Raw genomic sequence first — 25,630 nt, 5'->3', positions numbered from 1 at the left:
CCGGACAGGTTATCCCATCGGCGCCGGAGCGTGACCGAATTTCCGTCCCGCCCGCACAGCACCCCGCCGACCGCCGTCTCGCGGCGGTCGGCGCAGTCGCCGCAGTCCGGCGGTCATCGGCGCCTCGGAGTCGTCGGAGTCGTCGGAGTCGTCGGAGTCGTCGGAGTGTCCGGGCGCGGGATCAGGGCGGCGAGTTCGTCCGGGGTGTGCGGGCCTGCCGCTCCGGAGGGCAACAGGCCCTGGCGGCGCAGGAGTTGGGTGACCGCGATGCCCCAGGGCAGGTGGAGGCCCGCGGCTCGCAGGAGGGCGGGGTCGGCGAGGGTTTCGCAGGGTGGGCCGGTGTGCAGGCCGGTGGGGGTGAGGAGGGCGACGGCGTCGGCCCAGCGCAGGGCCAGGTCCACGTCGTGGGTGGCCATGAGGATGGTGGTGCCGGTGGCGCGGAGGGCGTCGAGGGTGGCGAGGAGGCGTTCCTGGCCGTCGGGGTCGAGGCCCGCGGTCGGTTCGTCGAGGATCAGGACGCGGGGGCGCATCGCCACGGCGCCGGCGATCGCGGTGCGTTTGCGCTGGCCGTAGGAGAGGAGGTGGGTGGGGCGGTCGGCAAGCGGGGTGATGTCGAGGGCGGCGAGGGCCTCGGTGACGCGGGTGCGGACCTCGGCGTCGGGGAGGCCGAGGTTGAGCGGGCCGAAGGACACGTCCTGGGCCACGGAGGCGGCGAAGAGCTGGTCGTCCGGGTCCTGGACGACGAGTTGGACGGTCGTACGCAGGCGGGTCAGGCCCTTGCGGTGGTACGGCACGGCCTCGCCGTCGAGCGTCAACTCCCCTTCCGTCGGGCGGAGTCCACCGCTGAGCAGGCGCATCAGGGTGGTCTTGCCGCTGCCGTTGCGGCCGAGCAGGGCGCAGGCCCGGCCCTCGTGCACGGCGAAGTCCAGCTGCTCGAAGACGGGTGGGGTGCCCTCGTAGGCGAAGGAGGCGGAGCGGAGGGCGACCAGGGGCGGGGGTGCGGGCTTGTGGCGGTGGCCGGGTCCGGTCACGGCAGCAGCCTTTCCAGTACGTACGGCAGGAGGAGAGTGAGCGTGACGAGCGCCGCGAGGAGTGCGAGGGACGTGGTCACGAAGCGGGGTGAGATGCGGGTCTCGGGGACCAGGACGCGCAGGGTGCCGTCGTAGCCGCGGCCGGCGAGGCCCTGGTGCAGGCGGGACGCGCGGTCGAAGGCGCGGACGAACGCGGTCGCGCCGAGTCCGGCGAGCGAACGCCATGTCGCCGCCCGCGTGGTGTGCCCGAGCCGTGCGGCCTGCGCCGCGCGGATGTGCCGTACGGAGTCCAGGAGCAGGAAGCTCATCCGGTAGGTGACCAGGGCGACGTCCACGACGGGCGCCGGCACCCCGGCCCTGACCAGGCGGGGCAGCAGGTCGGACATCGGGGTGGTGAACGCGAAGAGCAGCACGCCGAGCGATGCGGCGGAGGTGCGCAGGAGGAGCGCTGCGGCGTGCTGCGGGCCGTGTTCGGCCAGGCCGAAGAAGCCGCCCGGGCCGCCGACCTGGACCAGGAGCGGCAGGGCGCCGGTCGCGCAGAAGCCGAGGGGTACGCGGTAGGCGCGCCAGAGTCGGCGGGGCGGTACGGCGGCCGGGCCGAGCAGGGTGGTCAGGGCCGTGACGAGGACGAGAGCGGCGCCCGGCCACGGGGGCAGGGAGATGGCCAGGACGGTGAGGCCGAGTCCGAGTACGGCCTTGTCCACGGGGTGGCGGCGGCGCCAGCGGCTGCTGTGCGCCGCCTCGTCGATGGGGAGCATGGCGTGCGGGGCCGCGCGCGGGCGGCGTCAGGCCTGCGACGCGTCGGACGCCGCGGGCCCCTCGGAGCGTCCCGCGACCCCGTCGCTCGCCGTCCCTTCGCCGTCCACCGAGCCCGCGGAATCCGCCACGGAGCCATCGGCGGCCCTCGCCGCGGTCCGCGCCTCCCCTTGCCGGCGTCCCTTTCGCAGCCCGAAGTAGTACGCGAGTACGCCCGCGCCCAGGGCCGCCTGGAGGGCGAACAGGGCCGATTCGATCTCGCCGGACGGCGGTTCGTAGAGCGGTGAGAACCACGGTTCGTAGTCGGGTTCGAGCTCCGTGATCGCCGTCTCCGCCTCGGCGTCGGCGCCGGCGAACGGCTCCTCCTTGTGGTCGCCGAGGCCGAAGAGCAGCGGGATCACGGCGAGGGCGGCCACGGCGAGCAGGAGCAGGGCGTTGACCTTCGCATGGCGCTTCATCGGTTCGCCTCCTCTTCGGCGTCGGTGCGGGCCGACGGCGTCTGCGCCGCGGCGGCTGTCTTCCGGCCCGTCAGAAAGACGCCGAGGCGCGTCAGTTCGCCCTTGCTGGACTGCACGAGCAGCCGCATCACCAGGACCGTGAGCAGGCCCTCGCTCACCGCGAGCGGGATCTGTGTGACGGCGAAGATCGAGCCGAACTTGCCGAGCGCGCCGAGGAATCCGCTGCCCGGGTCGGGGAACGCGAGTGCCAGCTGCACGCTCGTCACGCAGTACGTCGACAGGTCCGCGACGAACGCGGCGAAGAACACGGCGACCATCAGCGACACGTCGTACCGCCGCAGCAGCCGGTAGATGCCGTAGCCGGCCCAGGGGCCGACGATCGCCATCGAGAAGACGTTGGCGCCGAGTGTGGTCAGTCCGCCGTGCGCGAGCAGCAGTGCCTGGAAGAGCAGGGTGATGGTGCCGAGCACCGCCATCACCGGCGGCCGGAACAGGATCGCCCCGAGCCCTGTACCGGTGGGATGGGAGCAACTCCCGGTCACGGACGGGATCTTGAGCGCGGACAGTACGAAGGCGAAGGCCCCGGACGCGCCGAGGAGCAGTGTGCTCTCGGGGTGTTCGCGGACCTCACGGGTGAGCGAGCGGACTCCGTGGACGACGAACGGCGCGGATGCGACGCCCCAGGCGACCGCGTGCGCAGGGGGCAGGAACCCCTCGGCTATGTGCATGGCGCAACAGACCCTCTCCAGCACCTCGTGGATGGTTGACGCGCCTTGGCCGGTCTCCTGGCTGACGGGTGACACCGCCCTGACTCCGCCTTCCCGGGTCCTGGAATGGACCCAGTGGCTGCCTCCGCAGGACCGCCGCCCGCCGGACTTCGGCGGTGGGCGACCCGGCATCGGCCGGAGCCGGACTTCCCGATCACAGTGGCGAGGGCCGCACCGGTCTCTTCACCGGTTTCCCGTGCACCAAGGCGTGGTGACAGTAGCGGCGGCCGTCGGCGGTGACAAGACGGCGCCGGATGGTGATACGGGTACGAGCTGCCGTACGACCTCCGGAAACGGTCAAACGGAGTGACTCATACCGGTGTGCGAATGATCATCTGGTGCGTAGCGTGCTTCCCGGGTACGAGGGCTTCCCCGGGCCGCCCTCGAGCCGCCCTCCGTCCGGGACCCGAGGTCCACCCCCGCCCGGGGCCATGAAAGGGAGCATCCAGCATGCCGTCGTCGTCGCAACCGACCTTCGTCCTCGTGCACGGAGCGTTCGCGAACTCCTTCTCCTTCGCCCCGCTGCAGGCCGAACTGGGCCTGCTCGGGCACCGTTCGGTGGCCGTCGACCTGCCGGGGCACGGCTTCGGGGCCACGTACCCGCGGGCCTATCAGGCGCCGCAGGACGCGGAGGGTCTGGCCACCGCGCCGGGCGCGATCAAGGGCGTCACGCTCGCGGACAACGCGGCGCACCTGATCGGGATCCTGGAACGGGCCAAGCGGAACGGCCCGGTCATCCTCGTCTCGCACAGCCGCGGCGGCGCCACCGCGACGGCCGCGGCCAACGCCCGCCCGGACCTGATCGACCGGCTCGTCTACGTCTGCGCCTGGGCCCCGGTGGACCTCGACGTGGGCGACTACTACGCCGAGCCGGAGATGGCCGACGTCGACCCCATGGCATTCGCCCCCGCGATCGCCGGCGATCCGGCCCGGCTCGGCCTGCTGCGCACCAACTTCCGCACCAACCACCCGGGGTTCCTGGAGGCGGCCAAGGCCGCCTTCCTCGCCGACGGCACGGACGACGAGTTCCTGACGTTCCTCAACACCTTCCAGCCGGACGAGAATCTGGACGTCGGCACCTCGGCGGACCGTGCGCAGGCCGACACCTGGGGGCGCATCCCGAAGACGTTCGTCCGGCTCGAGTACGACACGAGCATGCCGCCCGCCCTCCAGGACCGGCTCATCCGCGAGGGGAACGCGCTCACTCCCGACAACCCCTACGACGTCCGCACCCTCCCCAGCAGCCACCTGAAGTGGCTGGTGGATCCGGCGCCGGCGGCCCGGGTGCTGGGCGAACTGGCTTCGCTGTGGGGGCCGGCCGGGTCCGCCGGGCGTGCAAGCATGCACCGCATGACCACCACCATGTTCCAGGCGTTCGACGGTACGCGGCTCGCCTACGACCGCGTCGGAGACCTCGAGGACGGGGACCCCTGGGGCGGGGAGCCGCTCGTGTGCGTGCCCGGTGGACCCATGGATTCGCGCTATCTGGGTGATCTCGGGGGCCTCGGAGACCCGGACGGCCGCGGCGGACCGTCATCGGTGGTCCGCCTCGACCTGCGTGGCACCGGCCGCTCCGCGGTGCCGGACGACCCCGGCTCGTACCGCTGCGACCGGCTCGTGGAGGACGTCGAAGCGCTCCGCCGGCACCTGGGTCTCGACCGCGTCGACCTGCTCGGTCACTCCGCCGGGGCCAATCTCGTGATGCAGTACGCGGCCGGCCGTCCCGAGCGGGTGCGGCGGATCGTGCTGGCGTGCCCGAGCCTGCGCGCTGTGGGCATCGCGGTGAGCGGCGAGATGCGGCGGGCCGTCGCGCGGCTGCGGGAGGGCGAGGAGTGGTATCCGGCCGCGTACGCCGCGCTCGAGGCGATCACCGCGGGGGCGGGGTCCGACTGGGACGCCATCGCGCCCTTCGGGTACGGGAGTTGGGACGGGGCGGCGCAGGCGCATCACGCGGCGGGGCAGCCGGACAATCCGGCGGCGGTGGCCGGGTTCGGTGCGGACGGCGCGTTCGATCCGGAGGGTACGCGTGCCGCGCTCGCGCGACTCGACGTGCCGGTGCTGCTGCTGGCCGGGGAGTTCGACCTGAACAGTCCGCCGGAGGCGGTGGCCGAGCTCGCGGGATTGTTCCGGCACGGCACGTATCGCGTACAGGCCGGTGCGGGGCACTACCCGTGGGTGGACGACGGCGCTCAATTCCGTGCCGCGGTCGGCGAATTCCTCTGCCGCCCCGTCCCGCCGAAGAGCTGACTTCAGCACTCCCTGCAGCGCACAGGCTTGTGACGGCCCGCACTGGTCGCCAAGTCACGGACATGTAACGGGATCTCCCGGGTAGGTGCCGCCCACGCCGTGCTCTCGGCCGGAGGGCGCGCTTGCCCTCGGGAGAGACGATGGTGACTCGGGTCAGCAGTAGCTCCACCGCCGCGGCCGCGCGACCAGGACCACCCGGATCCGGCAGCGAGCGACATACCGGCGGGCGCCCTCTGCCCGATGCCGGCCTCCACTCCGTCGCAGGTCAGCCGGCCACGGCCGATGTGCGGCGGCTGTCCCGGAGCCTGTTCACCCGTCTCGGCCAACTCCAGGAAGGCACACCGGAGTTCGCGTACGTACGCAACAGCCTGGTCGAGCTCAATCTCAATCTGGTGCACTATGCGGCCGCCCGTCTGCGCCCGCGCCCGGAGTCGCACGAGGACGTCGTGCAGGTGGGCACCATCGGGCTCATCAAGGCCATCGACCGCTTCGATCTGCAGCGGGGTGTGGAGTTCACCAGCTTCGCGCTGCCGACCGTGATCGGCGAGATCAAGCGGTTCTTCCGCGACACCACCTGGGCCGTGCACGTACCGCGGCGTCTGCAGGAGCTCCGGATCGACCTGGCCCGCGCCACGGCGGAGCTCGAGCAGCGGTACGGGCGCCGGCCCACCACCGCCGAGCTCGCGGACCGGCTCGACCTCGAGCCCGCCGAGGTCACCGAGGGCCTCGCCGCCGCGAACGGGTACACCGCCACCTCGCTCGACTTCCCCGCCGAGAGCCCTGACTTCGACGACACGATCGCCGACCACATCGGCTACCACGACCCCGAGCTGGCCCTGGTCGAGGACCTGCACACGCTCAAGCCGCTGATCGCCGCCCTCTCCGAGCGCGAGCGCCGCATCCTCGCGCTGCGCTTCGTCGCGGACATGACGCAGAGCGAGATCGGCGAGGAGATCGGCGTCACGCAGATGCATGTCTCCCGTCTGCTGACCCGCATCCTCGCCACCCTGCGCAAACGCATGGAGCGCCAGACCCGCGTCCGGGAGTGAACCGCTGTGGCCGAAGTGGCGTCCCCCACAGGTACGAAGCCGGATACTGGGACCCGTCGACGCTGTGGGGGCCGGGTGGTGGATTTCTACAGTGTTGTAGTTTTTCGGGTACGAGTTACTGCGTCACCGAGTCAGTAAGGAGACATCAGCATGGGGGTTTCCCTCGCCAAGGGCGGCAACGTCTCACTCAGCAAGGAAGCACCGGGCCTGACCGCGGTCCTGATCGGCCTGGGCTGGGACGTCCGCACCACGACCGGCACCGACTACGACCTCGACGCGTCGGCGCTGCTCTGCGGCGAGGACGGCCGTGTCCTCTCCGACAGCCACTTCATCTTCTACAACCAGCTCACCAGCCCCGACGGTTCGGTCGAGCACACCGGCGACAACCTCACCGGTGAGGGCGAGGGCGACGACGAGTCGATCAAGGTGAATCTGGCCGCCGTGCCCGGCCAGGTCGCGAAGATCGCCTTCCCGGTGTCCATCCACGACGCCGAGGCCCGCCAGCAGTCCTTCGGCCAGGTCCGCAACGCGTTCATCCGCGTCGTCAACCAGGCCAACAACCAGGAGATCGCCCGCTACGACCTCTCCGAGGACGCCTCCACCGAGACGGCCATGGTCTTCGGCGAGCTCTACCGGCACGGTGCCGAGTGGAAGTTCCGTGCCGTGGGCCAGGGTTACGCCTCCGGTCTGCGCGGCATCGCCCAGGACTTCGGCGTCAACGTCTGACGACCGTCTGACGGACCGGACGACTCACCGGATCGAGCCACCGACTCACGGCCCGCCGCCCCGCAGCCAGAGGGGCGGCGGGCCGCTGTCCGGTTGGTGACCGTGGCGGCCGCGGCCGAGGAGCTCGGCGAGGCCGCGGCGGGTCGCGGCCACGACGACCCGGTCCCGGGCGGTCAGGACGCGGTCCGGCGGCATGTCCCAGATCAGCCGCGGTTCGTGCGGTTCCTCGGTGTACGGGGACGGGGCCGCGGTCAGGTCCGGCAGGCCATCGGCGGCCGGCTGGGAGTCCAGGGCGATCACCCGCCAGTGGCCGGGCCGGAAGGTGTCCGCGACGGTGTGCCCCTCGAGCAGCGGATGCCCCGCGACCTCGACCGCGGCGAACAGCAGCACCCGGCGCTCCACCGGCACCGCGCCGAGGATCTGCCGGCCCATCATCGCCGCCGCGAAGGACGGCGCGGCCAGCGAGGTGACGCTGCGGCTGCGGGTGAACGCATCGGGGTGCGCGGCGCGCAGGGTGCGGTACACGGCGGTGGCGAACTCGTCGTCGTACAGCCGCAAAGCGACCCGCAGGCGCGGCTTGAGGGTGCGGGCGTACAGGACGGATTCGAGGTTCGTGGTGTCGATGCTGGTCAGGGCGAGCAGGGCGTGTGCGCGGTGCACCTTGGCCGCCTCCAGGACGTCGTCCTGGGTGACGTCGCCGAGCACCACCGGGACGCGCAGCCGGCGGGCCAGTGCGATGCCGCGCGCCTCCGGGTCCTCCTCCACGCACACCACGGGGATGTCGAGTTCGCGCAGATTGGCGAGCACCCGGGTGCCGATCTTGCCGAGTCCGAGCAGGACGACATGCCCCGCCAGACCGCGCGGCGGCCGGTGCAGGGACGACGCCGAGCGGAACGCGCCCAGCGCTTCGAGGACCGCGGCGAGCAGCACGGGCAGCAGCAACAACCCGACGAATCCGGAGAGGAGTTGGAGGATCTGGCGGCTCAACGGGCCTTCGGTGGCGGGCTCGTTGATGGAGAACAGGTCCAGGAAGGCCAGATAGATGGCGTGCAGCGGGTGGTCGTCGGTGAGCCAGGACGAGGCCATCGCGAGCACCAGGACCGAGACGATCAGGCCGAGCAGCGACCAGCGCAGGCGCAGTGAGAACAGCTGCGAGAGCGTCGCCCCGCGCCGGGCGCGCCGGCGGCCCGGGGGCAGTGCGGGGCCGGCGTGCGTGACGGCGTCGAGGACGACGGTGCCGCGGTCCGTCGCGGCTGCCACCGTCGCGTCGTCGGGCAGGAGTTGGGGTGCGTCCCGGCTGTCGTCGGAGCCCTCCGAACCCTGCGGATCGTTGCTCGTCGACGACAGCAGGGCGAGGGTGCACAGGCCGGGGTCGGGGACGGTGCCCGGCCGCGGCGGCGGCCGCTCCGCGGCGCGAAGCAGCAGTCCGTCGGCCTGGACGACCTTGCTGGTGCCGGCCACGGCGGTGGCGGCGAGTGCGGGTGCGGCGGTGTCGGCGTCGGAGAGGACCGTGGTGGCGGACTCTGCGGGCGGAGGGCCTTGCGGGTCCGGGCGCGGGCCGTCCGGACCGTCCGCGTCACCTCCGCCGTCCGGTACGGCGAGGACGGCGGCCTGGTCCAGGAGGTCCTTCAGGTACTGGCCGAGCTTGCGGTTGTAGAGCCGGATCACCAGCGCGAGGCGGGGGTTGAGGCGGCGGGCGGAGAGCGCGGCCCGGATGTTCGCCTCGTCGTCGTCATGGACGAGGGCGAGCGCGGCGGCGTGCTCCACTCCGGCGTCGAGCAGCACCTCGTCGGTCAACTCCGGTGCCTCGATGAGCCGTTCGGGCGCATCGTCGCCGTTCGCCCCGCCGCGGCCCATCGCGGCCGACATCCGCCCGAGCAGCGCGGTCGCCCGGGCCCGGCCGGTGAGCGGCATGGGCGGGCGGCGCTCCGCGGGCGGCACGACGAGGGTGACGCGCTCCCGGTAGACGTCGCGCAGTTCGGCGGCGAGCCGCTGGGCGAGGGCGTCGTCCCCGCAGACGACCATGTGGCCGCCGGTGGGCTGCAGGGGCCCCGGGTCGAGTCGTCCGTACGGCTGTGGGGGTACGTGTGTCACCCAACGAGCGTGCCTCGGGCGGCAATTCGGATCAAGGCGCCTCGGTGGATCGTCAGCGAGGGCGGTGAGTCCGGTGGGCCTCGCGCTCCTTGGCTCGGGCGTTCCGCGTCCGGGGCCCGTCCTCGAGCCGTCCGGGATCCTGGCCTGCCGTACGGGGCCCTGACCCCCTCGGTGCCGTCCGGGATCCCACCTCCCGTGCCATGGGATCCTGTCCCCCATGCCACGCTGGGAGATACCCGAGGAATTCCTCGACGGCTACGCCGACATGCTCGCGGAGGTCGCCCGTACGGGCCGCCGCCTCAACCGCGAGGAGCTCAAGGCCCGCCGAGTCGTCGGCGAACAGGCCGCCGAGGCGGGACACAGCCTGCGCGCCCTGATCAGCCAGCACCTCGCGGCGACCCGCGAGAGCTGGCCGGCCGCCGCATCCGCCGCGGACTCCGCGGTCCGGGTGCTGGCCGCGGTCGAGCAGGCCGTGGACGCTCTCGCCGAGGGCTACGAACGCGCCCAGCACCTCGCCGTACGGCAGGAGGAAGGGTCCCGGCGCGAGTTCATCGACGACCTGCTGCACGGCCGCAGCGACCTGGGCAGCCTGATGGAGCGCGCGGAACGCTTCGGCCTGCGTCTCTCCCTCGCGCACGCCGTCGCCGTCGCGGAGGGCCCCGACAGCTACCACGAGGCGGACCCGGTGGCCCGCCGCGTCGAGTCCGCCCTGAACGGCCGGTTCGGGGACCGCAGCATCCTGCTGACCACGAAGGACGGCCGCCTCATCTGCATCGCGCCGGGCGACCAGGGGGACGTACTGACGTACTTCGCGAAGCAGGCGCACGACGCGACGGACGGCGGCCGGACCGCGATCGGACGGGCGCATCCCGGCGCCGGCGGCGTCGTCCAGTCGTACGAGGAGGCCGTCGGCGTCCTCGACCTCGCCGACCGCATGCACCTCGACGACCCCGTGCTGCGCGTCGCCGAGCTCCTCGTCTACCCCGTACTGACCCGCGACCGGCAGGCCATGGCGGACCTGGTGAGCAACACCCTCGGCCCGCTCCGCCAGGCCCGCGGCGGCCCCGGCCCGCTCCTGGAGACCCTGAACGCCTACTTCGACTCCGGCTGCGTCGCCGCCGAGACCGCCCGCCGCCTCAACCTCAGCGTCCGCGCCCTCACGTACCGCCTCGACCGCATCCGCCAACTCACCGGCTCCGACCCCGCGGACCCCCTCCACCGCTACACCCTCCAGACCGCGGTGATCGGCGCCCGCCTCCTGGACTGGCAGTCCTGGGAGGAACCGGCGTGACCGGCCCCCCGCCTCCCCAAGGAGCATCGATGAACCACCGCCAATGGCGGACCACCCGCACCCGCAAGCTGCTCGGAGAAGAGGTCGAACCGTCCGCGGCCTACATCGAGGCCGGTTACGCGATCGCCCTCGGCCAGGCGGTGTACGACCGCCGTGCGGCTCTCGGGCTTTCTCAGTCCGCCACGGCTCACCGAGCGGGAATGAGCCAACAGCAGATCTCCTCGATCGAAGGCGGCGGGAACGTCCCGCCCCTCAGGCTCCTCAACCGCCTGGCCAAGGCCCTCGACGCCCGACTGGTCATCGACCTCGACTAGGAGAACCCGTCCTTCGACTTCCGCCCGACGGGCGAGCCCTCCGCGGAGACGGAAGCGCCACCGCACGTGCAACAGGCCTGAAGCCGACTCGTCGCCGCCGCTGCGGCCCTTCTCGTCAGAGGGCCGGTGGGCCCGCCTCGGTGCGGTGGAGGACGGGGCCGAGGCGGTCGAGGTCGGGGCCCGTTTCGAAGTGGCGTTCGTCCCACCAGGTGGCGCCGGCGTCGTGGAGCGGGCCGATGACGTCCCGGGCTTTCGCGGGGTCGGTCGAGCTGGCGCCGCCGAGGACGAGTTCGAAGGGGTGCTCCGGGCCGGCCGTACGGTGGCGGCGTACGTAAGCCGCCAGGTCGCGCACCTCCTGCACGTCAGGGGCCTGACCGTGGCGGGCCGTCTCGAAGAGCGGGACCGCGCCGTCCCACTGTGCGGCCCGCCGCATCGGCGCGCGGCGCGGCCAGAAGCCGCCGATCCAGACCGGCGGGCCGGGGCGCTGCACGGTGGCGGGCAGCAGGGCCACGTCCCGCACCTCGTAGTGCGGTCCGCGGTGGTCGACCGGTTCCCCGGTCCAGAAGCGCCGCAGCAGGCCGAGGCCCTCGTCGAGGCGTTCGGCGAGGCGGCGGAGCTCCGTGGTGTCGCCGAAGCTGCGGTACTCGTCCTCGATCGGGCCGCCGAGGCCCGCGGCGAACGTCACCCGGCCGCCGCTCAGTTGGTCCAGCGTGGCGACCCGGCGGGCGAGGTCCTGCGGGCGGTAGCGGGGCACCGGTGTCAGCAGCGTGCCGAGGCGGATGCGTGAGGTCGCGAGCGCGGCCGCGGTCAGCAGCATCCAGGGGTCGCCGAAAGGACGTCCCGCGTGCCGGCGGTGCAGGACGTGGTCCCAGACGAAGAGACCGTCCCAGCCTGCCTGTTCGGCGGCGGCTGCGACGGTCGCGACATTGCGGGGGTCCGCGAAGTCGCCGAAGTTGGGGATGTTCACGGAGAAGCGCATTCCAGCAGCCTGGGCAACCGGCGCCCCCTGGGCAACCTATTTCAGGTACGGGTACGGCGCGGGGTGGGCGACGTGGCTGAGCCGAAGGCCACGCCCCCCAGGATCAGGGACATGCAGAGCCACTGGAGGGGGCCGGTCGTCTCGGTGAGGAGGAGGCCCGCGAGGAGGGTGACGCAGACCGGCTGCAGGTAGTAGACGAGGCCCGCGCGGGCGGCGCCGATGAGGGTGATGGCGCGGTTCCAGGCGAAGAACGCCAGGGCCGAGGAGCAGATGCCGACGTAGAGGAGAGGGCCTACGGTGCCGGGGGTCGCGGAGAAGCCGCCCTGGGTGGCGAGGCTGAGCGCGTAGACCGGTGCGAGCATCAGTGCGCCGAGCACGAAGGTGGTCAACAGGACGACGGAGCCCTTGAGTTCGGCGGGCCTGCGACGCAGCAGCGCGCTGTACGAGCCGAAGCTGACCGCCGCGCCGGCCATCCACAGGGCGCCCGCGCCGAGCGAGGTGCCGGAGCCGCCTCCGGCGGTGAGCAGCAGGACACCGGCGCAGGCGACGGCCAGCCCGGTGACGCGGCGGGCGCCGAGTCGCGTACCGCCCAGACGTTCACCGACGGCCATCACGACCGGCGAGGCCGCCATGATCATGCCCATGGTGCCGGCAGGGGTCGTCGTGCCGGCCAGGTTCACCAGGGTGTTGTAGACGGCGACGCCGAGGAACGCGGCGAGCGAGAGGAAGCCGAAGTGCCGCCGGATCACGTGGCGTTGGCGCCAGGTCGCACGGGCGGCGAACGGCGCGACCGCAACGATGGCGATGATCCACCGCCAGAACGCGTGCTGCACGGGCGGCACGGTGTCGTGCAGCGCCCGCGAGGTGACGAAGCTGCCGGACCACACGACGGTGGCGACGACGGCGAGCACGAGGCCGACGAGGGCGGGGGTGCGGAGGCCCGTACGGGCGACGGAGAGGGTGCGAACGCTTACGGAGGGGCCGGCGTGCGGCTCGGTATCAACTTCCATGTATTCCTCAGGACTTGGACCGCCGACGCATACGAGCCGACGGCACTGGACGAACGGGTGGCGATGGCGGTCCGACCACCATCACCACCCACCGTGCCAGCGCACACCATCCACGTCCATCGAAAAGATTCGATCTGATCATTCACTATTCCTGAACTATGGCGATCGCCGAACGGCTCGACCTTGTAATGCAGGACGCTATAGTGCAGACTGCACTACATGAGCGAGGGAGGTCGCGTGGGAAAGCTGCGCAGGGTTGATCGGGATCTCGTGGGGCTGACCGTGCTGGCGCTGCTGCTCCAGGGCCCCCGGCACACGTACGAGATGCATCGGCTGATCCTGGACACGCACAAGGACTTCGTGACCGGGCTGCCGCGCAGCATGTACCACGCGGTCGAGCGGCTCGTCCGGGACGGGCTGATCGAGTCGACCGGGACCAGCAGGGACGGGAACCGCCCGGAGCGGATCACCTACCGCCTGACCGGCGAGGGGCGCGCGGAGCTCGACTCGAGGGTGCATCGGCTGCTTGCCACGCCGGATCCGGACGCGACGCTCTTCCACGCGGCCCTGTCGTTCATCGGATGCCTGTCGGTGGACGGGGCACGGGCGGCGCTGGCCGAGCGGGCCGCCGGCCTGGAGGGGCAATCCACGTCCGCCCAGGCGCAGTTGCAGACGCTCAGCGCGCGCCTGCCGCGCGTACTGCTGGTCGAGTTGGAGTACGAGCAGCGCCGGGCAGCGGCCGAACTGGACTGGACGCGGGGCCTGTTGGACGACTTGGACAGCGGGGAGCTCAGCTGGCCGGACGACCTCGCACAACTCATGCCGATGCCCGGAACGGAACAGCCCGAAGAGCCTCAACAGACCGAACAGGCCGAACAGACCGACTAGAAGGAGCCCACGGATGTCCGACGAGAGTCAGATACGGCAGCTGTTGCACGACATGGTCGACGCATGGAACGCGGGTGACGCCACCGCCTACGCCGACATCTTCACCGAGAACGCCGACTACGTGACGTGGTTCGGGTCCCACAGCAGTGGACGCGAGGCGATCGAGGAGTCGCACCGCTTCCTGTTCGCCGGGCCGCTCAAGGGCACGAAACTGGGCGACGGCAGCAGCGGTGACGGTGCGACCGTCCGCTTCCTCACGCCCGACGTCGCCTTCGTCGTCAGCGCGGGCGGCATGGCGGACAGCGAGTCCGTGGTCACCTTCACGGCCGTACGAGAGCCGGAGGCGGACCGCTGGCGCTTCGCCTCGTTCCAGAACACCAGGAAGCAGAAGATCCCCGGCCCGCCGAACTGACCCTGCGCCTCCCGTGGCGGTCAGGCCTTCTCGAGGATCACACGGGGATGGTCGGTGGTGAGGAGTTCGACGTCCTCCGGGTCGGAGGTCAAGATCGTGATCTTGCCCGGCAGTGGACTGGGTGACCGGCTCCACGCTCAGACGCGACAGCGTCCACCTCAGCGCCGCGCCGGCTAGCGATCGTCGTCGGTGCGGCCGACGTGGACGACGAGGACGATCAAGTGGCCTTCCTGCCAGGAGTACACCGCACGGTAGCGGCCGACGCGCAGGCGCCAGTGGAACGGGCCCCAGCGCACCCCCGTCGTGGGATCGACGGCGAGGGCCTCGATGGCCTCGACGAGTTCCTTGAGGCCGGCGGCGTCGCCCTCGGCCATGTACCCGGCCAGCTGCTCCAGCGCCTTGACGGTGAGGCGTACTTCAAAGGTCACAGGCCGAGCTGCTTCTTCACCTCGGCGAGGGGGACCGTGTCGATCGTCTCGCCGCGCGCACGCCGGAGCTCGTGCTCGAGCACGGCGATGGTGTCCTCGAGGTCCTCGAGATCGGCCACGGACATCACGACCGCGGACGTCTGGCCGTGATCGGAGATATAGGTGCGTTCGCGCTGGACGGTGGCCGCGCGGACGATCGGCCCGAAGACCTTCCGCGCCTCACTGATCGGCATCACAGTCATGGATAAATCGTACACTAGATAACACCCTCCGGCGGAGTCGAGATGCACGGCCGAGCCCGCCTACCCGGCCCCCACCCCGTTCCGCGCCGCCGGCGCCTCGCGGCCCGCTGCGTGCCGCGCCTCCGGGTTGGCGAGGAGGTGGCGGGGGTCCGCGGCGCGGGTGATGGCGGACTCGACCGCGGTGATGCGGTCCGCGAGGAGGCCGAGGGCGGCGACCGCGCGGACCATCGGGTCCTCCTCGGGGCCGCCGAGGGCCTGGCCGCGCTGATACGTGGACTTGATCGCGGCCCAGCGTTCGGCCTGAGCCGCCGTCAACCGGCCTCGCAGTTCGGCCAGTTTGAGGAGGTTGGACTCCGCGCCCGAGGTCAGGGTCTGGGCCTCGCCCGCGTAGTGGTCGGTGAGGACGGCGGACAGTTCCTCGTCGTTCATGACCGGGTCGATACGGGCCACGATCTTGTTCATGTTGCGGTAGGAGCCCTGGAGTTGGAAGGGCGGCTCGGTGCGGCTCGCGTCCGACTGTGCGGCGGAGGCGATGTACGCCTCGTTGACCGCGAGGACCGTGCGGCGGGCGGCGAGGAGGTGCCGCAACACGGCGAGGACACGGTCGAGTTCGGCGGGCGGGTAGGCGTGGGTGAGCCGGTCGCGGCGCGCCGTCGGGTCGTCCTCGGCGAGCCGGACGAGCAGGTCGAGGTCGGCGCGGTCCCGGCCCGCGAGCGGGGCGAGTACCGGATTGGAGGTCAGCGAGTTCTCCACGAAGCTCATCGCGAAGGCGTCCTCCTTGCCGGTGAGGACCTCGCCGAGATTCCACACGTCGGCCCGGTTGGCGAGCATGTCGGGGATGCGGAAACGCTGCCCGGACTCGGTGTACGGGTTGCCGGCCATGCACACCGCGAACCGCTTCCCGCGCAGGTCGTACGTGCGGCTCTGGCCGTCCACCACGCCCTCGATGCGGCGCTGCCCGTCGCAGAGCGAGATGAACTTCTGCAGGAGCTCGGGCGACGTGTGCTGGATGTCGTCCAGGTAGAGGAGTGTGTTGTTGCCCGCCTCCAGGGCGAAGTTGATCTTCTCGACCTCCTGGCGGGCGGTGGCGTCCGGCGCCTGCGCGGGGTCGAGCGAGGTGACGTCGTGGCCCAGCGCCGGACCGTTGACCTTGACCAGGACCAGGCCGAGACGGTCGGCCACGTACTCGACGAGCGTGGTCTTGCCGTAACCGGGCGGTGAGACGAGCAGCAGCAGACCGCCCGTGTCGGTGCGCTTGCTGTCGCCCGCCGCGCCGATCTGCTTGGCGAGGCTGTCGCCGATCAGCGGCAGATACACCTCGTCGATGAGCCGGCTGCGCACGAAGGACGACATGACACGCGGCCGGAACTCGTCGAGCCGGAGCCGGCGCCGTTCGGCGTCCACCACCTCGGTGCGGCGCCGCTGGTAGGCGCGGAATCCGGGCACGTCCTCGGCCCTGAACTTGGCGGTACGGGTGAGGAGTTCGTCGACCCGGACCGCCAAGTGGCCGCCTTCGACGCGCGGGTGCGCGCCGAGCAGTCCGTCCACCGTCGCGGTGAGCGGGGCGTCGGGCGCGTACCGCTCGAGGTTTGGGCAGAGCTCCACGGCCGCCGCCTCGGCCAGATCACCCGGATCCGGGGCGGTGCCGAGCGTCGCGGCGTACGAGGCGAGCCAGCCCTCGACCAGCTGGCGACGCGCAGCGAGCGTGGTCAGGGACGCGAGGTCGGCGTCGTAGTCCGCGGCCTTGTCGGAGAGGGCGGTGCGGAAGCCGTCGAGGAGTGCGCGGGCGGGTGCGCCGGAGACGAACCCGGCCTGCTCGGAGGTGAGTTCCTCGAAGAGGTAGCCGGCGGCGAGCGGCAGGTCCACGTCTGCGGCCACCGGCCCACCCGACGTGAACTCCCGCATGGACACGGCCAGTTCGGCCGTCAGCTCGTCGATCGCCGGCGCGAGCCCGAAGGTCTCCCGGGCGCGCGCGAGCGACACCGCACGCCGGGTGACGGCGGCCCGCTCCTCCTCGCTCGTGCCGTGCGCCCAGTACAGCTGCGCGGCGGCGCGCTCGCGCGCGGGGAAACGCAGCAGACCGGCCGTGGCGTGCAGCCGCAGCAGGGTGGTGAGGATCGCGGTCGCGTCCCGGTCGTGCACCCCCCGCTCGTAGCCCTCGTCGTACGCCGCCTCCGCGGCCTCCCGCACCAGGACCGGCAGATCGGCCGCGGCGAGCATTTCGTGACCGTGCTCGGCGAGCAGCCGGGCGGCCAGATGCTCGGCCCGGTACACCTCGGCCGTCTCCGAGGGCAGCGAACGGCCCCAGTACGGGCGGGTCTCGGCGAAGCCCGGGTCGGTGACGGGCGCACGGTAGTCGGTGCCGGTCAGGGCGAAGGCGAGGGTGTCGCCGGACGGGACCAGGGTCAGGTCGAGCGGCTGGGTGTTGACGGCGAAACGGTGCCGGCCGAGCCGGATCGTGTCACCGCCGTCCGCATACAGTTCGGCGCGGTCGCGCAGCGCCCGGGTGGCCTCCTGGCGGGCGGACTTGATCCGCCCGGCGAGCTCCTCGGCCCGTACCTGGTCGCCGAGTTCACGCAGCTCCTCCGCGGTGCGCAGCACCTTGGCGACCATCGGGTCGGAGGCGAAGAAGGTGGCGACCGCGTCCTGGTCCTCCAGGGTGGCGGCCCGCCGGGTGACGGTGTCGAGCACCCGCGTCGCCGACCCGGCGAGCCGCTCGGCATGCCGCGCCCGCTCGTCCTGCAGCGTCTGCTTACGGGACGAGAATGCCTCGTAGATCTCACCGCGCCGGTCCGCGAGCTCGGCGAGGAAGGTGTCGTCCTCGGTGAACCGCGACTCCAGATTCTCCAACTGCAGCAGCAGCCTGGACAGTTGCTCGTCACAGGCCTCGGGCGTACCGGCCGCCGCGAGCGCGCCCGTCACCGCCTGCCCGAGCAGCGCGAACTCGGCGGCGAACTCGGCCCGCCCCTCCTGCCCGCGCAGCTCACGGCGGCGGGCGTCCAGGGTTGCGCGGGCACGGTTGACCCCGCCGAGCACCTCGGCGATCCGCTCGAGCACGGCGGTGCGCACCGTGGCGTCGCCCATGTCGAGCCCGGCGACCGTCTCGGTGAGGATCTGCAGGCCCTCGGTGCGCTCGTCGAGGGCGGCCACGAGCGGCTCCGCCTCGGCGACGGTGGCGAGTTCGGCGGCCTGTTCGGTGAGCCGGGCGACCTCGGCGTGCTGGTCGTCGAAGGCGTCCTCGCGGCGCAGGAACTCGATGGCGCGCCCCGCGGTCGACGCGATGTCGCCCTCGACGCCCTCCGCGAGCTCCTCGATGCGCTCGACGTCGGCGTACCGCATCTCCTTCAGGGTGAGCAGATGCCCCTGCGCGTGCCGCAGTTCGGTCAGCTGGGACACCCACACATCGGCGCTGCGCGGACTCTCCCCGCGCACCCGCCGTACCAGCGCGGTCAGTTGCTCGTTCGCCTCGGCCAGCGCCTGCGCCGCCTCACGGGTCAGCGACTGCACGGCCTCGAACTCGGCGAGCACCTGCTGCGCGGTGTCCCGGATGCCGGTCAGCGGCTCGAGCAGCCCGCCCGCCTCGGGGTCGGACAGCCAGTGGTACTGGTCGAGGGCCCGTACGCAGGAGCCCGCAAGCGCCTCGTACACCTCCGCGGTCGGTGTCGTCTCGGTGACGGCACGGGCCACGGACAGGCAGTCGGAGATGCCGCGGACCAGGTCGGCGTTGCCGATCCGGGCGAGCGGCCCGGAGCCGGCCGGGGTGGCCGCGGCGAAGGTGTCGGACACGAACGGTGACTGCCAGACCTGCAGCGGATGCACCCGGGCCGGCCCGTCGTCGCCGGCGCGCAGCACGTAGAGCGTGCCGTCGTCGAAGACCGCGTACCCGTGGCAGGTCAGCGGGCTCGCGACCTCCTTGCGGATCACGTTGTACGGAAGCAGCAGGGTGCGTCCCGCCTCGCGGGCGTGGAACGCGAACAGCACGTCCTCGCCGTTCGGCGAGCGCACGGTGCGCTCGTACTCGAGTCCGTCCGTGTCGGTGTCGAAGGTCTTGGCGGCACCGGTCGCGGCGATGTAGTAGCCGCCCGGGAAGACGATGCCCTGGTCCTCCGGCAGCCGCCGGCAGGCCTGCCCGATGCCGTCGAGCCGTACGACGCCCTTCGTCAGGGTGTTGAAGACCAGATACCGGTGCTGCTTCTCCTTGTACGGCAGGATCCGCAGCAACAGCAGGGGCCCCACGCGCGCGTGCTCGACGCTCGCGTCGGCCAGGGACTGCAGCGGCTCGTCGACCGGCTCGGCATGGATGCCCTCGTCGGTCTCGGTGTCGTCGTCGAGCTTGACGGTCAGCGATCCGCCGACCGCGGAGACGAACAGCTCCCCGCCGATGGAGATGTGCGGATGCCGGCCGAGTACATGGTCCTCGCGGGCGGCCGGAGTCCACTCGAAGTCGTGCGATTCGGGAAAGACATGGTCGCGCTCGCCCCGGGCGTCCAGGAACGTCGCCGTGCCGTCGGGGTCGACGGCCCAGCGCAGCACCCGGATGTCCGCGGCGCGCTCACCGGTGCGGAAGACGGCGAGGAGCTTGCCGTCCACGTGCCGCAGCTGCATGAGCCGCGTCTCGCGGTAGTAGCGATACAGCGCCTCGAACTCCCGCCGGAAGGCGGCATCGTCGAGCAGCCCGGGCACGGCGTCCGCCGCGAGCGGCTCCAACTCCCGGTCGTGCAACGCGAACACGTCGGCGACGGTCGTCTCGGGCCTGACGCCCACATGCACGTTGTAGCCGAAGAGCAGCACATCACCGACGGCGATGATGTCCCGCGGCACGGAGTTGTGCTCGGTCCGCAGCCGCTCGGTCCCGGCAAGCTTCAACTCGGCGGACCCGAACTCCTCGACCCGCCGCGCATTCAATTCACTTGCACGCCCGCCCAGTTCCTTGGCCTGCGCAACCAGCCGGTCCCGCAACACCTCGTAGGTTCCGGCGTCCACGGTGGTGGTCATGATGCGTACTCCCAACCTTCAAGCCCGACTGATCCGGCCTGCCTCGGCGACAATTCAGCCTGTCCGGCGTTTGAGGACATCCTTTTGGAGCCCGTCCGGCGTTTGAGGACAAGGGGCCGGACCCACCGCCCCCCGTGCGGCAGCTCCGGCCCCGGCTCAACCCGGCCCCCATGGGCCGGACGTCATCCCACGGAGGGCCCGGGAACCTTCCCGTTCAACTCCGCCAGAGGCATCTCCGCAATTCCCAACTGCCCCGCCTTGTCGAGCAGTTCACGAACCTGAGAGGCCTGCGCAGCACCCCCACCGTTCATGAGCTTCATCAACAGCGCCGACACCGTCAGGTTCTGCACATCCCCCGTGGACACGGACCCGAGCACCGACGTCAAGGACTCGGTGAAGTCCTTGGTCCCGTCCAGCCACGGCCCCGCAAGGGTCTGCGCCGTGGACGAGTTCTGCACAAACCCGTCCACCCCCTTGCCGAGCGCGATCGAGTTGACGATCCGGTCGAAGAACACGGACTCCCCGCCGACGATGGAGATGTCGGCCTTCTCCAGGCCCGTCGCGACCACCGTCGCCTGCGCCTCGGCCACCTGCCGCTGCACATCGAGCCCCGCGAGGCGTACGTCCTTCTCCGCCTCGAGCCGCAGCCGGTACTCCTCGTGCGTACGGGACGCCTCGTCCAGCGCAGCCATCGCCGCGGCCTTCTCGGTGAGGCCCTCCGCCTCCGCCTTCAGCTTCTCGCCGATCGCGGCGGCCTCGGCCATCGCCTTCTCGCGGTTTCCCGCCGCCTCGGCCCGCAGCCGTGCCTCGGTCGCCTCGGCCTCCGCGCGGCCGGCCTTCTCGATGGCGTCGGCCTCCTTCTCGCGGACCTGCACCAGGGCGAGCCCCTCGGCCGCGGCCTCCGCCTGCAGGCCCTCGGCGAGCCGCAGCTTGGCCCGCGCGTCCAGGTCGCTGGACTTCAACCGGGCCTCGGCCAGGGTGACTTCCTCGGCGGCACGGTGCGAGGCGGCCTGCTCCGCGGCCTCCGCGGCCTTGATGTCCTTGACCAGGTTCTCCTGCGCCTCGGCCTCCGCGGCGATGATGACCGCGAGCCGCTGCCGCTCGGCCTCCTCGGTGGCCCGCAGCTTCTTGATGGACTCCTCCTGCTCGGCGACCGTACGGTCCACCGCGACCCGCTCGCGGATCACGTCGGCGATGTCGCGGCGCTCCGTCTCGACCTCCTTGTCGGCCGAGATACGGGTCAGTTCGGTCTCCCGGTCGCGGGCGATGACCTCGAGCTGGCGGTCCTTCTCGATGCGCTCGTTCTCGATGGCGATGACCCGCTCGCGGTTCTTCGCCGCGACGGCGACCTCACGGGCCTGGTTCTCGCGCTGCACCCCGAGCCGCTCCTCGGTGGTGAGGAACGCGGTCTGGGCGCGCAGCCGCTCCTCTTCGACGACCCGTGCGGTCTCCGCCTCCTCGCGGGCCCGTACGGTGTCGATCTCGCGCTTCTGCTTGATCTCGGCGTCGGCCTGGCGGCGCTCCAGTTCGAGGATGGCCTCCCGGGCGTCGACGTTCTGCCGGGTGATCTCCTTCTCCTCGTGGCGCTGGTACTCGTTGGTGCGTACGTGCTCCACGGCGGTGAGCTCGGTGATCTTCCGGATGCCCTGGGCGTCGAGGATGTTGGTGGCGTCCAGGTGCGCGAGCGGCGTCTGCTCCAGGTAGTCGATCGCCGCGTCCTCGAGGCTGTAGCCGTTGAGGTCGGTGCCGATCAACTGCATGATGCGGTCGCGGAGTTCGTCCCGCTTGGTGTAGAGATCGGTGAAGTCCATCTGCTTGCCGACGGTCTTCAGCGCCTCGGAGAACTTCGCGTTGAACAGCTCCTGCAGGGTCGCCTTGTCGCTGGCCCGGGCGGTCCCGATGGCCTGGGCGACCCGGATGACGTCCTCGACGGTCTTGTTGACCCGTACGAAGAACGAGATGCGGATGTCGGCGCGGATGTTGTCGCGGCAGATCAGGCCGTCCTGGCCGGTCCGCGCGATGTCGATCGTCTTCACCGAAATGTCCATGATCTCGGCCTTGTGCAGCACCGGCAGCACGACCTGACCGGTGAAGGTCACATCGACCTTGCGCATCTTGGAGACGATCAGTGCCTTGCCCTGCTCGACCTTGCGGAAGAGCCGGGTGACGGTGAACAACAGGGCGATGACTAGCAGCAGGACAACGGCGATCGTCACGCCGATGCCCACGGTGATGGCGTCCATGGGAAGTCCTAGAGTGCCGGAGGCGCCGGGCGACGCCTCACTCGAGCGGAAGGTGGATCGCTGTCGGGGTGCGACAGGTGACGGGGTGCGACAGGTGCTCGGGTACGGCCGCCGGCTCAGTCCGCACCGCAGGCGGGGCGCGTAAGGCGTGCCTTCCGTACCTCCGGCCGCCGGTGGCGGTGGTACGCCGCGGTCAGACCGGCTCGGTGCCGGGCGGGCCGAACCCGGTCCGCCCGGGGCCGGTTCGCGGTGGGCGGGAGCGGACGGACTCGAGGCTCCCGGTGGGCGGTCCGCCGATCGCGGGGCCGCCGAGGCCGGAGTCGGGGCCGCGGCGCGGGTCGAGCTCCGTGTCGTAGGGCGCGGCCCAGAAGAACTCGCCGTCGTCGTCGTACGCGTAGAGCAGCGCGGTGCTGCCCGCGGTGAGTCCGGTGTCCGCGGCGTGCGGGTCGACTCTGACCTGCACGAGGGCGACGGATCCGTCGGAGGCGGTGACCTCGGCCTGCCCGAAGGACTGGTCCACGCGCGAGGTGCGCACGGTGCAGGTGAGGCCGATGAAGTCGAGCCGGGACGGCTCGGGGTCGTCCGGGAACAGGCGCCGCAGCGGCCGGAGCAGCACCCGGGCGACGGCCCAGGCGAGCAGCAGCGCGACGACGAGCACGGCCGCCTGCAGCCCTTGGCGCAGCGTCCCCTCCGCGGCACTGCGGCCCACCAGGACGGAGCCGGTGAGACTCAGGCACCAGGCGACGACGGTGACCACCGAGACGGTGACGGAGACCGGGACGCCCCCGAGTCCCGCGACATCGGTGTTCACATCGCCGTCGAAGGAGTCGTGTTCGGAGACACCGAACAGGACCAGGAGCCAGAAGCAGATGACCACGACGAGGGCGGCCGTGAACAGCGCGGCCGGGAAACCGAGTGCGGCATCGAAGAACTCGCTCTCGAAGATGTCGGTCATGCGGTTTCACCCCCCGGTTCGGCCGTCGTGCGTGCTGCGCTGTGATGCATGTGTGTAGGGACTGCGAAGCGTCCCCTGCGGTTCCCCCGAGGGAGAACCGGATGCCGGGCCACGCTTCCGCAATCCGGCATCCGGGTCTTCGTCCCCCGGTGTTGCGGGTCCATCCTGACATCCGGGGGCACCCTGGCACATTGCCGTGATCCGGCAATCTTTACGCGTTCTTAATGCCTGGTGTCATCGGCGGGTGACATCCGTGGAGGCGCCGAAAACGCCTGCGCCGCCCTCCAAGCGGAAGGCGGCGCAGGGCACTTCGAGCATCGGCTTCACCAGGGCCGTAGCTGCTGGACAACGCCCACCGGCGACCCGGAAGCGGAGGACTACGGCGAGGACGAGGGCGAGGACGGGTCCCCGCCGCTCTCCTGCTCGCGTACGGAAGGCACGGACGCACGCTCGGCAGCGAGCTCACGCTCGATCTCGGCGGCCTCAGCGGCCTCGGCAACTTCGGCGGTCGCGCCGTCGGTACGGGCGGACTCCACGGCACCGCTCTCGCCGCCGACGGCCTCCGTCGCACCGGACTCCGTACCGGCAGGCTCCGCGGCGCCGGCCTGCGCACCGCCCGCGGCACTTTCCTTCGCCAGCGGGTCGCCGCCGGCCGGCACCGGCTGCGCCTTGGCCGCGCCGGCCGGGCCGCCCTTGGTGTCCAGCTTGAGCAGCTTGCGCCCGAACGGCTCGGTCCAACGGGCCGCCAGCGGGCCGATGATGACGAGCAGCAGGACGTACGCGGTGGCGATCGGGCCGATCCGGGGCTCCACGCCGACCGCGAGGCCGGCGATGACGATGGAGAACTCACCGCGCGCGACCAGCGTGCCGCCCGCCCGCAGCCGGCCACGGGGCCCGACGCCGGCCCGCTTGGCGGCGAACCAGCCGGTGTAGATCTTGGTGCCGGTGGTGAGCAGCGCGAGGATCAGCGCGGGCAGCACGACCGGCGGGATCTCGGCCGGGTCGGTGGACAGGCCGAAGAAGACGAAGAAGACCGCGGCGAACAGGTCACGCAGCGGCGTGAGCAGCTTGCGCGCACCCTCGGCGACCTCGCCGGAAAGGGCGATACCGACCAGGAAGGCGCCGACCGCGGCGGAGACCTGCAGCTCCTGCGCGATACCGGCGACGAGCAGCGTCAGGCCGAGCACCACGAGCAGCAGCATCTCCGGGTTGTCCGAGGAGACCGCCTTGCTGATCAACCGGCCGTGCCGCAGGGCGAGATAGAGCACGAGGCCCACCGTGCCGAGCGCGATGACCAGCGCGATGCTGCCGCCCGCGAGGCTGACACCGGCGAGCAGCGCGGTGAGCAGCGGCAGATAGACCGCCATCGCCAGGTCCTCCATGACGAGGACGCCGAGGATGACGGGGGTCTCGCGATTGCCGAGCCGGCCGAGGTCGGCGAGCACCTTGGCGATCACGCCGGAGGACGAGATCCAGGTGACACCGGCGAGCGCCACGGCACCGACCGGACCCCAGCCGAGGATCAGCGCCGCCGCCGCACCCGGCAGCGCATTCAGACAGAAGTCGACCGCACCCGAGGGGTACTGCGTCTTGAGGCTGGTGACCAGCTCGGACGCGGTGTACTCGAGGCCGAGCAGCAGAAGCAGCAGGATGACGCCGATCTCGGCGCCGACCATGGTGAACTCCTCGCTGGCGTCCAGCGGAAGCAGCCCGCCCTGCCCGAAGGCGAGGCCGGCGAGGAGGTAGAGCGGGATCGGCGAGAGTCCGATCCGGCCGGCGAACCGGCCGATGAGACCGAGGCCGAGGATGACGGCACCCAGTTCGATGAGCAGTGCGGTCGTGTCGTGCACGTCACCCTCCAGAAATGATCTCGGCGAGCGCGTCCACGCCCTCGCGGGTACCTACGGCGACGAGCGTGTCGCCGCCCGCGAAACGGAAGTCGGGCCCGGGCGACGGGTGCGCGGAGTGCCTGCGCAGCACGGCCACGATGGAGGCGCCGGTACGGGTACGGGCCCCGGTGTCACCGAGCAGCCGGCCCGCGTACGGGGAGCGCGAGGTCACCGGGATGTGCTCGGTGACGAGGTCGATGCCGTCGGTGCGCACCGCGTCGATCGGCGCGGGGTCGATGAGGTGGGCGAGCGCGGTGGCCTCTTCCGTCGACAGCGGCACCGAGAGTTGGCAGGAATCGGGGTCGTCGACGTCGTAGAAGCCGATGAAGCGGCGGCCGTCCTCGTGGATCACCACGGAAATGTGCCGTCCGGCCTCGGTGGTGAAGTCGATCTGTGTACCGACACCGGGAAGGTTGGTGCGCCGCGTGCCCATGGTCTGCCTCCGTAAGACAGGCGGAGGACAGCGGCCGGGGCGGCACAGCCCACCGCGCCGACGAGTTGAGTGGGCGTTGACCCTATCATTGCCGAACCCTTGCCTTACCAGGGCGAGTTGAGATGTGACGTATGCCATGAATGGGCGGCTTCTGTCACGACTTTTCGGGCACGTGAAGGGCGCCGGGCGAAGGCCTTCGGGCCACGGCGGCCGCGTACGGCAACGGCAGCCGCGTACGGGTCAGAGCGGGGTCGCCGCGCTCAGCAGCAGGACCATCGTGACCGCGGAGTTCGCGGACGACATCGCCGAGAGCAGGGTACCGCCGGCCGCCGCCCAGGCGGCGAGGCCCGCCGCGGTGAACACCGAGGGCGGCCGGGAGTGCGCCGCGGGCGCCGGCCCGAGCAGCGCGGCGACCCGGCGCGG

The 25,630-nt window shown here is 71.6% G+C and carries 21 protein-coding genes, 2 pseudogenes and 1 riboswitch; of the genes and pseudogenes, 8 read left to right on the top strand and 15 right to left on the bottom strand.

Going from position 1 to position 25,630, the window contains the following annotated elements:
- Positions 1–113: 113 nt before the first annotated feature.
- Genes DY218_RS32475 through DY218_RS32460 form a run of 4 tightly spaced genes read right to left on the bottom strand, consistent with a single transcriptional unit; the run spans position 114 to position 2,973 of the window.
- On the bottom strand, positions 114–1,031 hold the full coding sequence (locus DY218_RS32475; protein WP_128559772.1) for an energy-coupling factor ABC transporter ATP-binding protein: 918 nt from the start codon (positions 1,029–1,031) through the stop codon (positions 114–116).
- On the bottom strand, positions 1,028–1,789 hold the full coding sequence (gene cbiQ, locus DY218_RS32470; protein ID WP_128559771.1) for a cobalt ECF transporter T component CbiQ: 762 nt from the start codon (positions 1,787–1,789) through the stop codon (positions 1,028–1,030). Before cbiQ ends, DY218_RS32475 begins: the two co-directional genes overlap by 4 nt.
- A 27-nt stretch (positions 1,790–1,816) precedes the next feature.
- Complete coding sequence (locus DY218_RS32465; protein ID WP_128559770.1) at positions 1,817–2,245, bottom strand: energy-coupling factor ABC transporter substrate-binding protein; 429 nt, start codon at positions 2,243–2,245, stop codon at positions 1,817–1,819.
- Complete coding sequence (locus DY218_RS32460) at positions 2,242–2,973, bottom strand: energy-coupling factor ABC transporter permease (protein ID WP_128559769.1); 732 nt, start codon at positions 2,971–2,973, stop codon at positions 2,242–2,244. The genes DY218_RS32465 and DY218_RS32460 overlap by 4 nt, the downstream gene beginning before the upstream one ends.
- A 30-nt stretch (positions 2,974–3,003) precedes the next feature.
- A riboswitch (cobalamin riboswitch) is annotated at positions 3,004–3,233 on the bottom strand.
- 229 nt (positions 3,234–3,462) lie between these two features.
- Between DY218_RS32460 and DY218_RS32455 the strand changes: the two are divergent.
- From DY218_RS32455 to DY218_RS32440, 4 genes and pseudogenes are all read left to right on the top strand, one after another.
- Positions 3,463–4,332, top strand: a pseudogene (locus tag DY218_RS32455) (alpha/beta fold hydrolase); the annotation flags it as partial.
- 21 nt (positions 4,333–4,353) lie between these two features.
- A complete protein-coding gene (locus tag DY218_RS32450; protein WP_325052040.1) occupies positions 4,354–5,259 on the top strand; it encodes an alpha/beta fold hydrolase in 906 nt (301 codons plus the stop codon).
- A gap of 140 nt (positions 5,260–5,399) precedes the next feature.
- The gene (locus DY218_RS32445; RefSeq protein WP_128559768.1) at positions 5,400–6,308 is read left to right on the top strand and encodes an RNA polymerase sigma factor SigF; all 909 of its coding nucleotides are present in this window, start codon (positions 5,400–5,402) and stop codon (positions 6,306–6,308) included.
- A 150-nt stretch (positions 6,309–6,458) separates the two neighbouring features.
- A complete protein-coding gene (locus tag DY218_RS32440; protein ID WP_128559767.1) occupies positions 6,459–7,034 on the top strand; it encodes a TerD family protein in 576 nt (191 codons plus the stop codon).
- Positions 7,035–7,079: 45 nt separating this feature from the next.
- Here the strand turns inward: DY218_RS32440 and DY218_RS32435 are convergent, their stop codons facing one another.
- Positions 7,080–9,059, bottom strand: coding sequence for an NAD-binding protein (locus tag DY218_RS32435; protein WP_128559797.1), 1,980 nt, complete (start codon positions 9,057–9,059; stop codon positions 7,080–7,082).
- Between the two features lie 286 nt (positions 9,060–9,345).
- On the opposite strand from DY218_RS32435, the gene DY218_RS32430 reads away from it, so the two are divergent.
- Together DY218_RS32430 and DY218_RS32425 are read left to right on the top strand one after the other, a co-directional pair.
- Entirely contained in the window at positions 9,346–10,419 is a 1,074-nt protein-coding gene (locus tag DY218_RS32430) for a PucR family transcriptional regulator (protein ID WP_128559766.1), read from the top strand.
- Positions 10,420–10,448: 29 nt separating this feature from the next.
- Entirely contained in the window at positions 10,449–10,733 is a 285-nt protein-coding gene (locus tag DY218_RS32425; RefSeq protein WP_128559765.1) for a helix-turn-helix domain-containing protein, read from the top strand.
- 115 nt (positions 10,734–10,848) lie between these two features.
- Here the strand turns inward: DY218_RS32425 and DY218_RS32420 are convergent, their stop codons facing one another.
- Together DY218_RS32420 and DY218_RS32415 are read right to left on the bottom strand one after the other, a co-directional pair.
- Complete coding sequence (locus DY218_RS32420; protein WP_128559764.1) at positions 10,849–11,712, bottom strand: LLM class flavin-dependent oxidoreductase; 864 nt, start codon at positions 11,710–11,712, stop codon at positions 10,849–10,851.
- A 41-nt stretch (positions 11,713–11,753) separates the two neighbouring features.
- Complete coding sequence (locus DY218_RS32415) at positions 11,754–12,722, bottom strand: DMT family transporter (protein ID WP_128559763.1); 969 nt, start codon at positions 12,720–12,722, stop codon at positions 11,754–11,756.
- A gap of 219 nt (positions 12,723–12,941) precedes the next feature.
- On the opposite strand from DY218_RS32415, the gene DY218_RS32410 reads away from it, so the two are divergent.
- Positions 12,942–13,610, top strand: coding sequence for a PadR family transcriptional regulator (locus tag DY218_RS32410; RefSeq protein WP_128559762.1), 669 nt, complete (start codon positions 12,942–12,944; stop codon positions 13,608–13,610).
- 13 nt (positions 13,611–13,623) lie between these two features.
- Positions 13,624–14,022, top strand: coding sequence for an SgcJ/EcaC family oxidoreductase (locus tag DY218_RS32405; RefSeq protein ID WP_128559761.1), 399 nt, complete (start codon positions 13,624–13,626; stop codon positions 14,020–14,022).
- A gap of 173 nt (positions 14,023–14,195) precedes the next feature.
- Here DY218_RS32405 and DY218_RS32395 read toward each other — a convergent pair whose 3' ends face one another.
- The 8 genes and pseudogenes from DY218_RS32395 to DY218_RS32360 all read right to left on the bottom strand — a co-directional run.
- The gene (locus DY218_RS32395; RefSeq protein WP_128559760.1) at positions 14,196–14,450 is read right to left on the bottom strand and encodes a type II toxin-antitoxin system RelE family toxin; all 255 of its coding nucleotides are present in this window, start codon (positions 14,448–14,450) and stop codon (positions 14,196–14,198) included.
- Positions 14,447–14,692, bottom strand: a complete 246-nt coding sequence (locus DY218_RS32390) for a type II toxin-antitoxin system Phd/YefM family antitoxin (protein WP_128559759.1) — start codon at positions 14,690–14,692, stop codon at positions 14,447–14,449. Before DY218_RS32390 ends, DY218_RS32395 begins: the two co-directional genes overlap by 4 nt.
- 60 nt (positions 14,693–14,752) lie before the next feature.
- Positions 14,753–19,687: a DNA repair ATPase gene (locus tag DY218_RS32385; protein WP_128559758.1), complete on the bottom strand. Its 4,935-nt coding sequence runs from the start codon at positions 19,685–19,687 to the stop codon at positions 14,753–14,755.
- Between the two features lie 182 nt (positions 19,688–19,869).
- On the bottom strand, positions 19,870–21,930 hold the full coding sequence (locus tag DY218_RS32380) for an SPFH domain-containing protein (RefSeq protein ID WP_128559757.1): 2,061 nt from the start codon (positions 21,928–21,930) through the stop codon (positions 19,870–19,872).
- A 193-nt stretch (positions 21,931–22,123) separates the two neighbouring features.
- A complete protein-coding gene (locus tag DY218_RS32375) occupies positions 22,124–22,885 on the bottom strand; it encodes a hypothetical protein (protein ID WP_233522012.1) in 762 nt (253 codons plus the stop codon).
- A gap of 377 nt (positions 22,886–23,262) precedes the next feature.
- On the bottom strand, positions 23,263–24,735 hold the full coding sequence (locus DY218_RS32370; protein WP_233522011.1) for a cation:proton antiporter: 1,473 nt from the start codon (positions 24,733–24,735) through the stop codon (positions 23,263–23,265).
- Between the two features lies 1 nt (position 24,736).
- Positions 24,737–25,207, bottom strand: a complete 471-nt coding sequence (locus tag DY218_RS32365; RefSeq protein ID WP_128559756.1) for a cation:proton antiporter regulatory subunit — start codon at positions 25,205–25,207, stop codon at positions 24,737–24,739.
- 240 nt (positions 25,208–25,447) lie between these two features.
- Positions 25,448–25,630 (bottom strand): annotated as a pseudogene (locus DY218_RS32360) (M56 family peptidase); the annotation flags it as partial.

This window comes from Streptomyces triticagri (genome assembly GCF_003429565.1).
Classification (GTDB): domain Bacteria; phylum Actinomycetota; class Actinomycetes; order Streptomycetales; family Streptomycetaceae; genus Streptomyces; species Streptomyces triticagri.
The sequence above is the reverse complement of the archived record's forward strand: the minus strand, read 5'-3'. Positions and strand labels throughout refer to the sequence as shown.

Coding starts and splice junctions, on each gene's coding strand:
- cbiQ (WP_128559771.1), bottom strand. CDS start 1,789: ATGCTCCCCATCGACGAGGCGGCGCACAGCAGCCGCTGGCGCCGCCGC.
- DY218_RS32390 (WP_128559759.1), bottom strand. CDS start 14,692: ATGACTGTGATGCCGATCAGTGAGGCGCGGAAGGTCTTCGGGCCGATC.
- DY218_RS32445 (WP_128559768.1), top strand. CDS start 5,400: ATGGTGACTCGGGTCAGCAGTAGCTCCACCGCCGCGGCCGCGCGACCA.
- DY218_RS32385 (WP_128559758.1), bottom strand. CDS start 19,687: ATGACCACCACCGTGGACGCCGGAACCTACGAGGTGTTGCGGGACCGG.
- DY218_RS32425 (WP_128559765.1), top strand. CDS start 10,449: ATGAACCACCGCCAATGGCGGACCACCCGCACCCGCAAGCTGCTCGGA.
- DY218_RS32430 (WP_128559766.1), top strand. CDS start 9,346: ATGCCACGCTGGGAGATACCCGAGGAATTCCTCGACGGCTACGCCGAC.
- DY218_RS32380 (WP_128559757.1), bottom strand. CDS start 21,930: ATGGACGCCATCACCGTGGGCATCGGCGTGACGATCGCCGTTGTCCTG.
- DY218_RS32415 (WP_128559763.1), bottom strand. CDS start 12,722: ATGGAAGTTGATACCGAGCCGCACGCCGGCCCCTCCGTAAGCGTTCGC.
- DY218_RS32365 (WP_128559756.1), bottom strand. CDS start 25,207: ATGGGCACGCGGCGCACCAACCTTCCCGGTGTCGGTACACAGATCGAC.
- DY218_RS32410 (WP_128559762.1), top strand. CDS start 12,942: ATGAGCGAGGGAGGTCGCGTGGGAAAGCTGCGCAGGGTTGATCGGGAT.
- DY218_RS32435 (WP_128559797.1), bottom strand. CDS start 9,059: ATGGTCGTCTGCGGGGACGACGCCCTCGCCCAGCGGCTCGCCGCCGAA.
- DY218_RS32460 (WP_128559769.1), bottom strand. CDS start 2,973: ATGCACATAGCCGAGGGGTTCCTGCCCCCTGCGCACGCGGTCGCCTGG.
- DY218_RS32420 (WP_128559764.1), bottom strand. CDS start 11,712: ATGCGCTTCTCCGTGAACATCCCCAACTTCGGCGACTTCGCGGACCCC.
- DY218_RS32440 (WP_128559767.1), top strand. CDS start 6,459: ATGGGGGTTTCCCTCGCCAAGGGCGGCAACGTCTCACTCAGCAAGGAA.
- DY218_RS32405 (WP_128559761.1), top strand. CDS start 13,624: ATGTCCGACGAGAGTCAGATACGGCAGCTGTTGCACGACATGGTCGAC.
- DY218_RS32465 (WP_128559770.1), bottom strand. CDS start 2,245: ATGAAGCGCCATGCGAAGGTCAACGCCCTGCTCCTGCTCGCCGTGGCC.
- DY218_RS32450 (WP_325052040.1), top strand. CDS start 4,354: ATGCACCGCATGACCACCACCATGTTCCAGGCGTTCGACGGTACGCGG.
- DY218_RS32375 (WP_233522012.1), bottom strand. CDS start 22,885: ATGACCGACATCTTCGAGAGCGAGTTCTTCGATGCCGCACTCGGTTTC.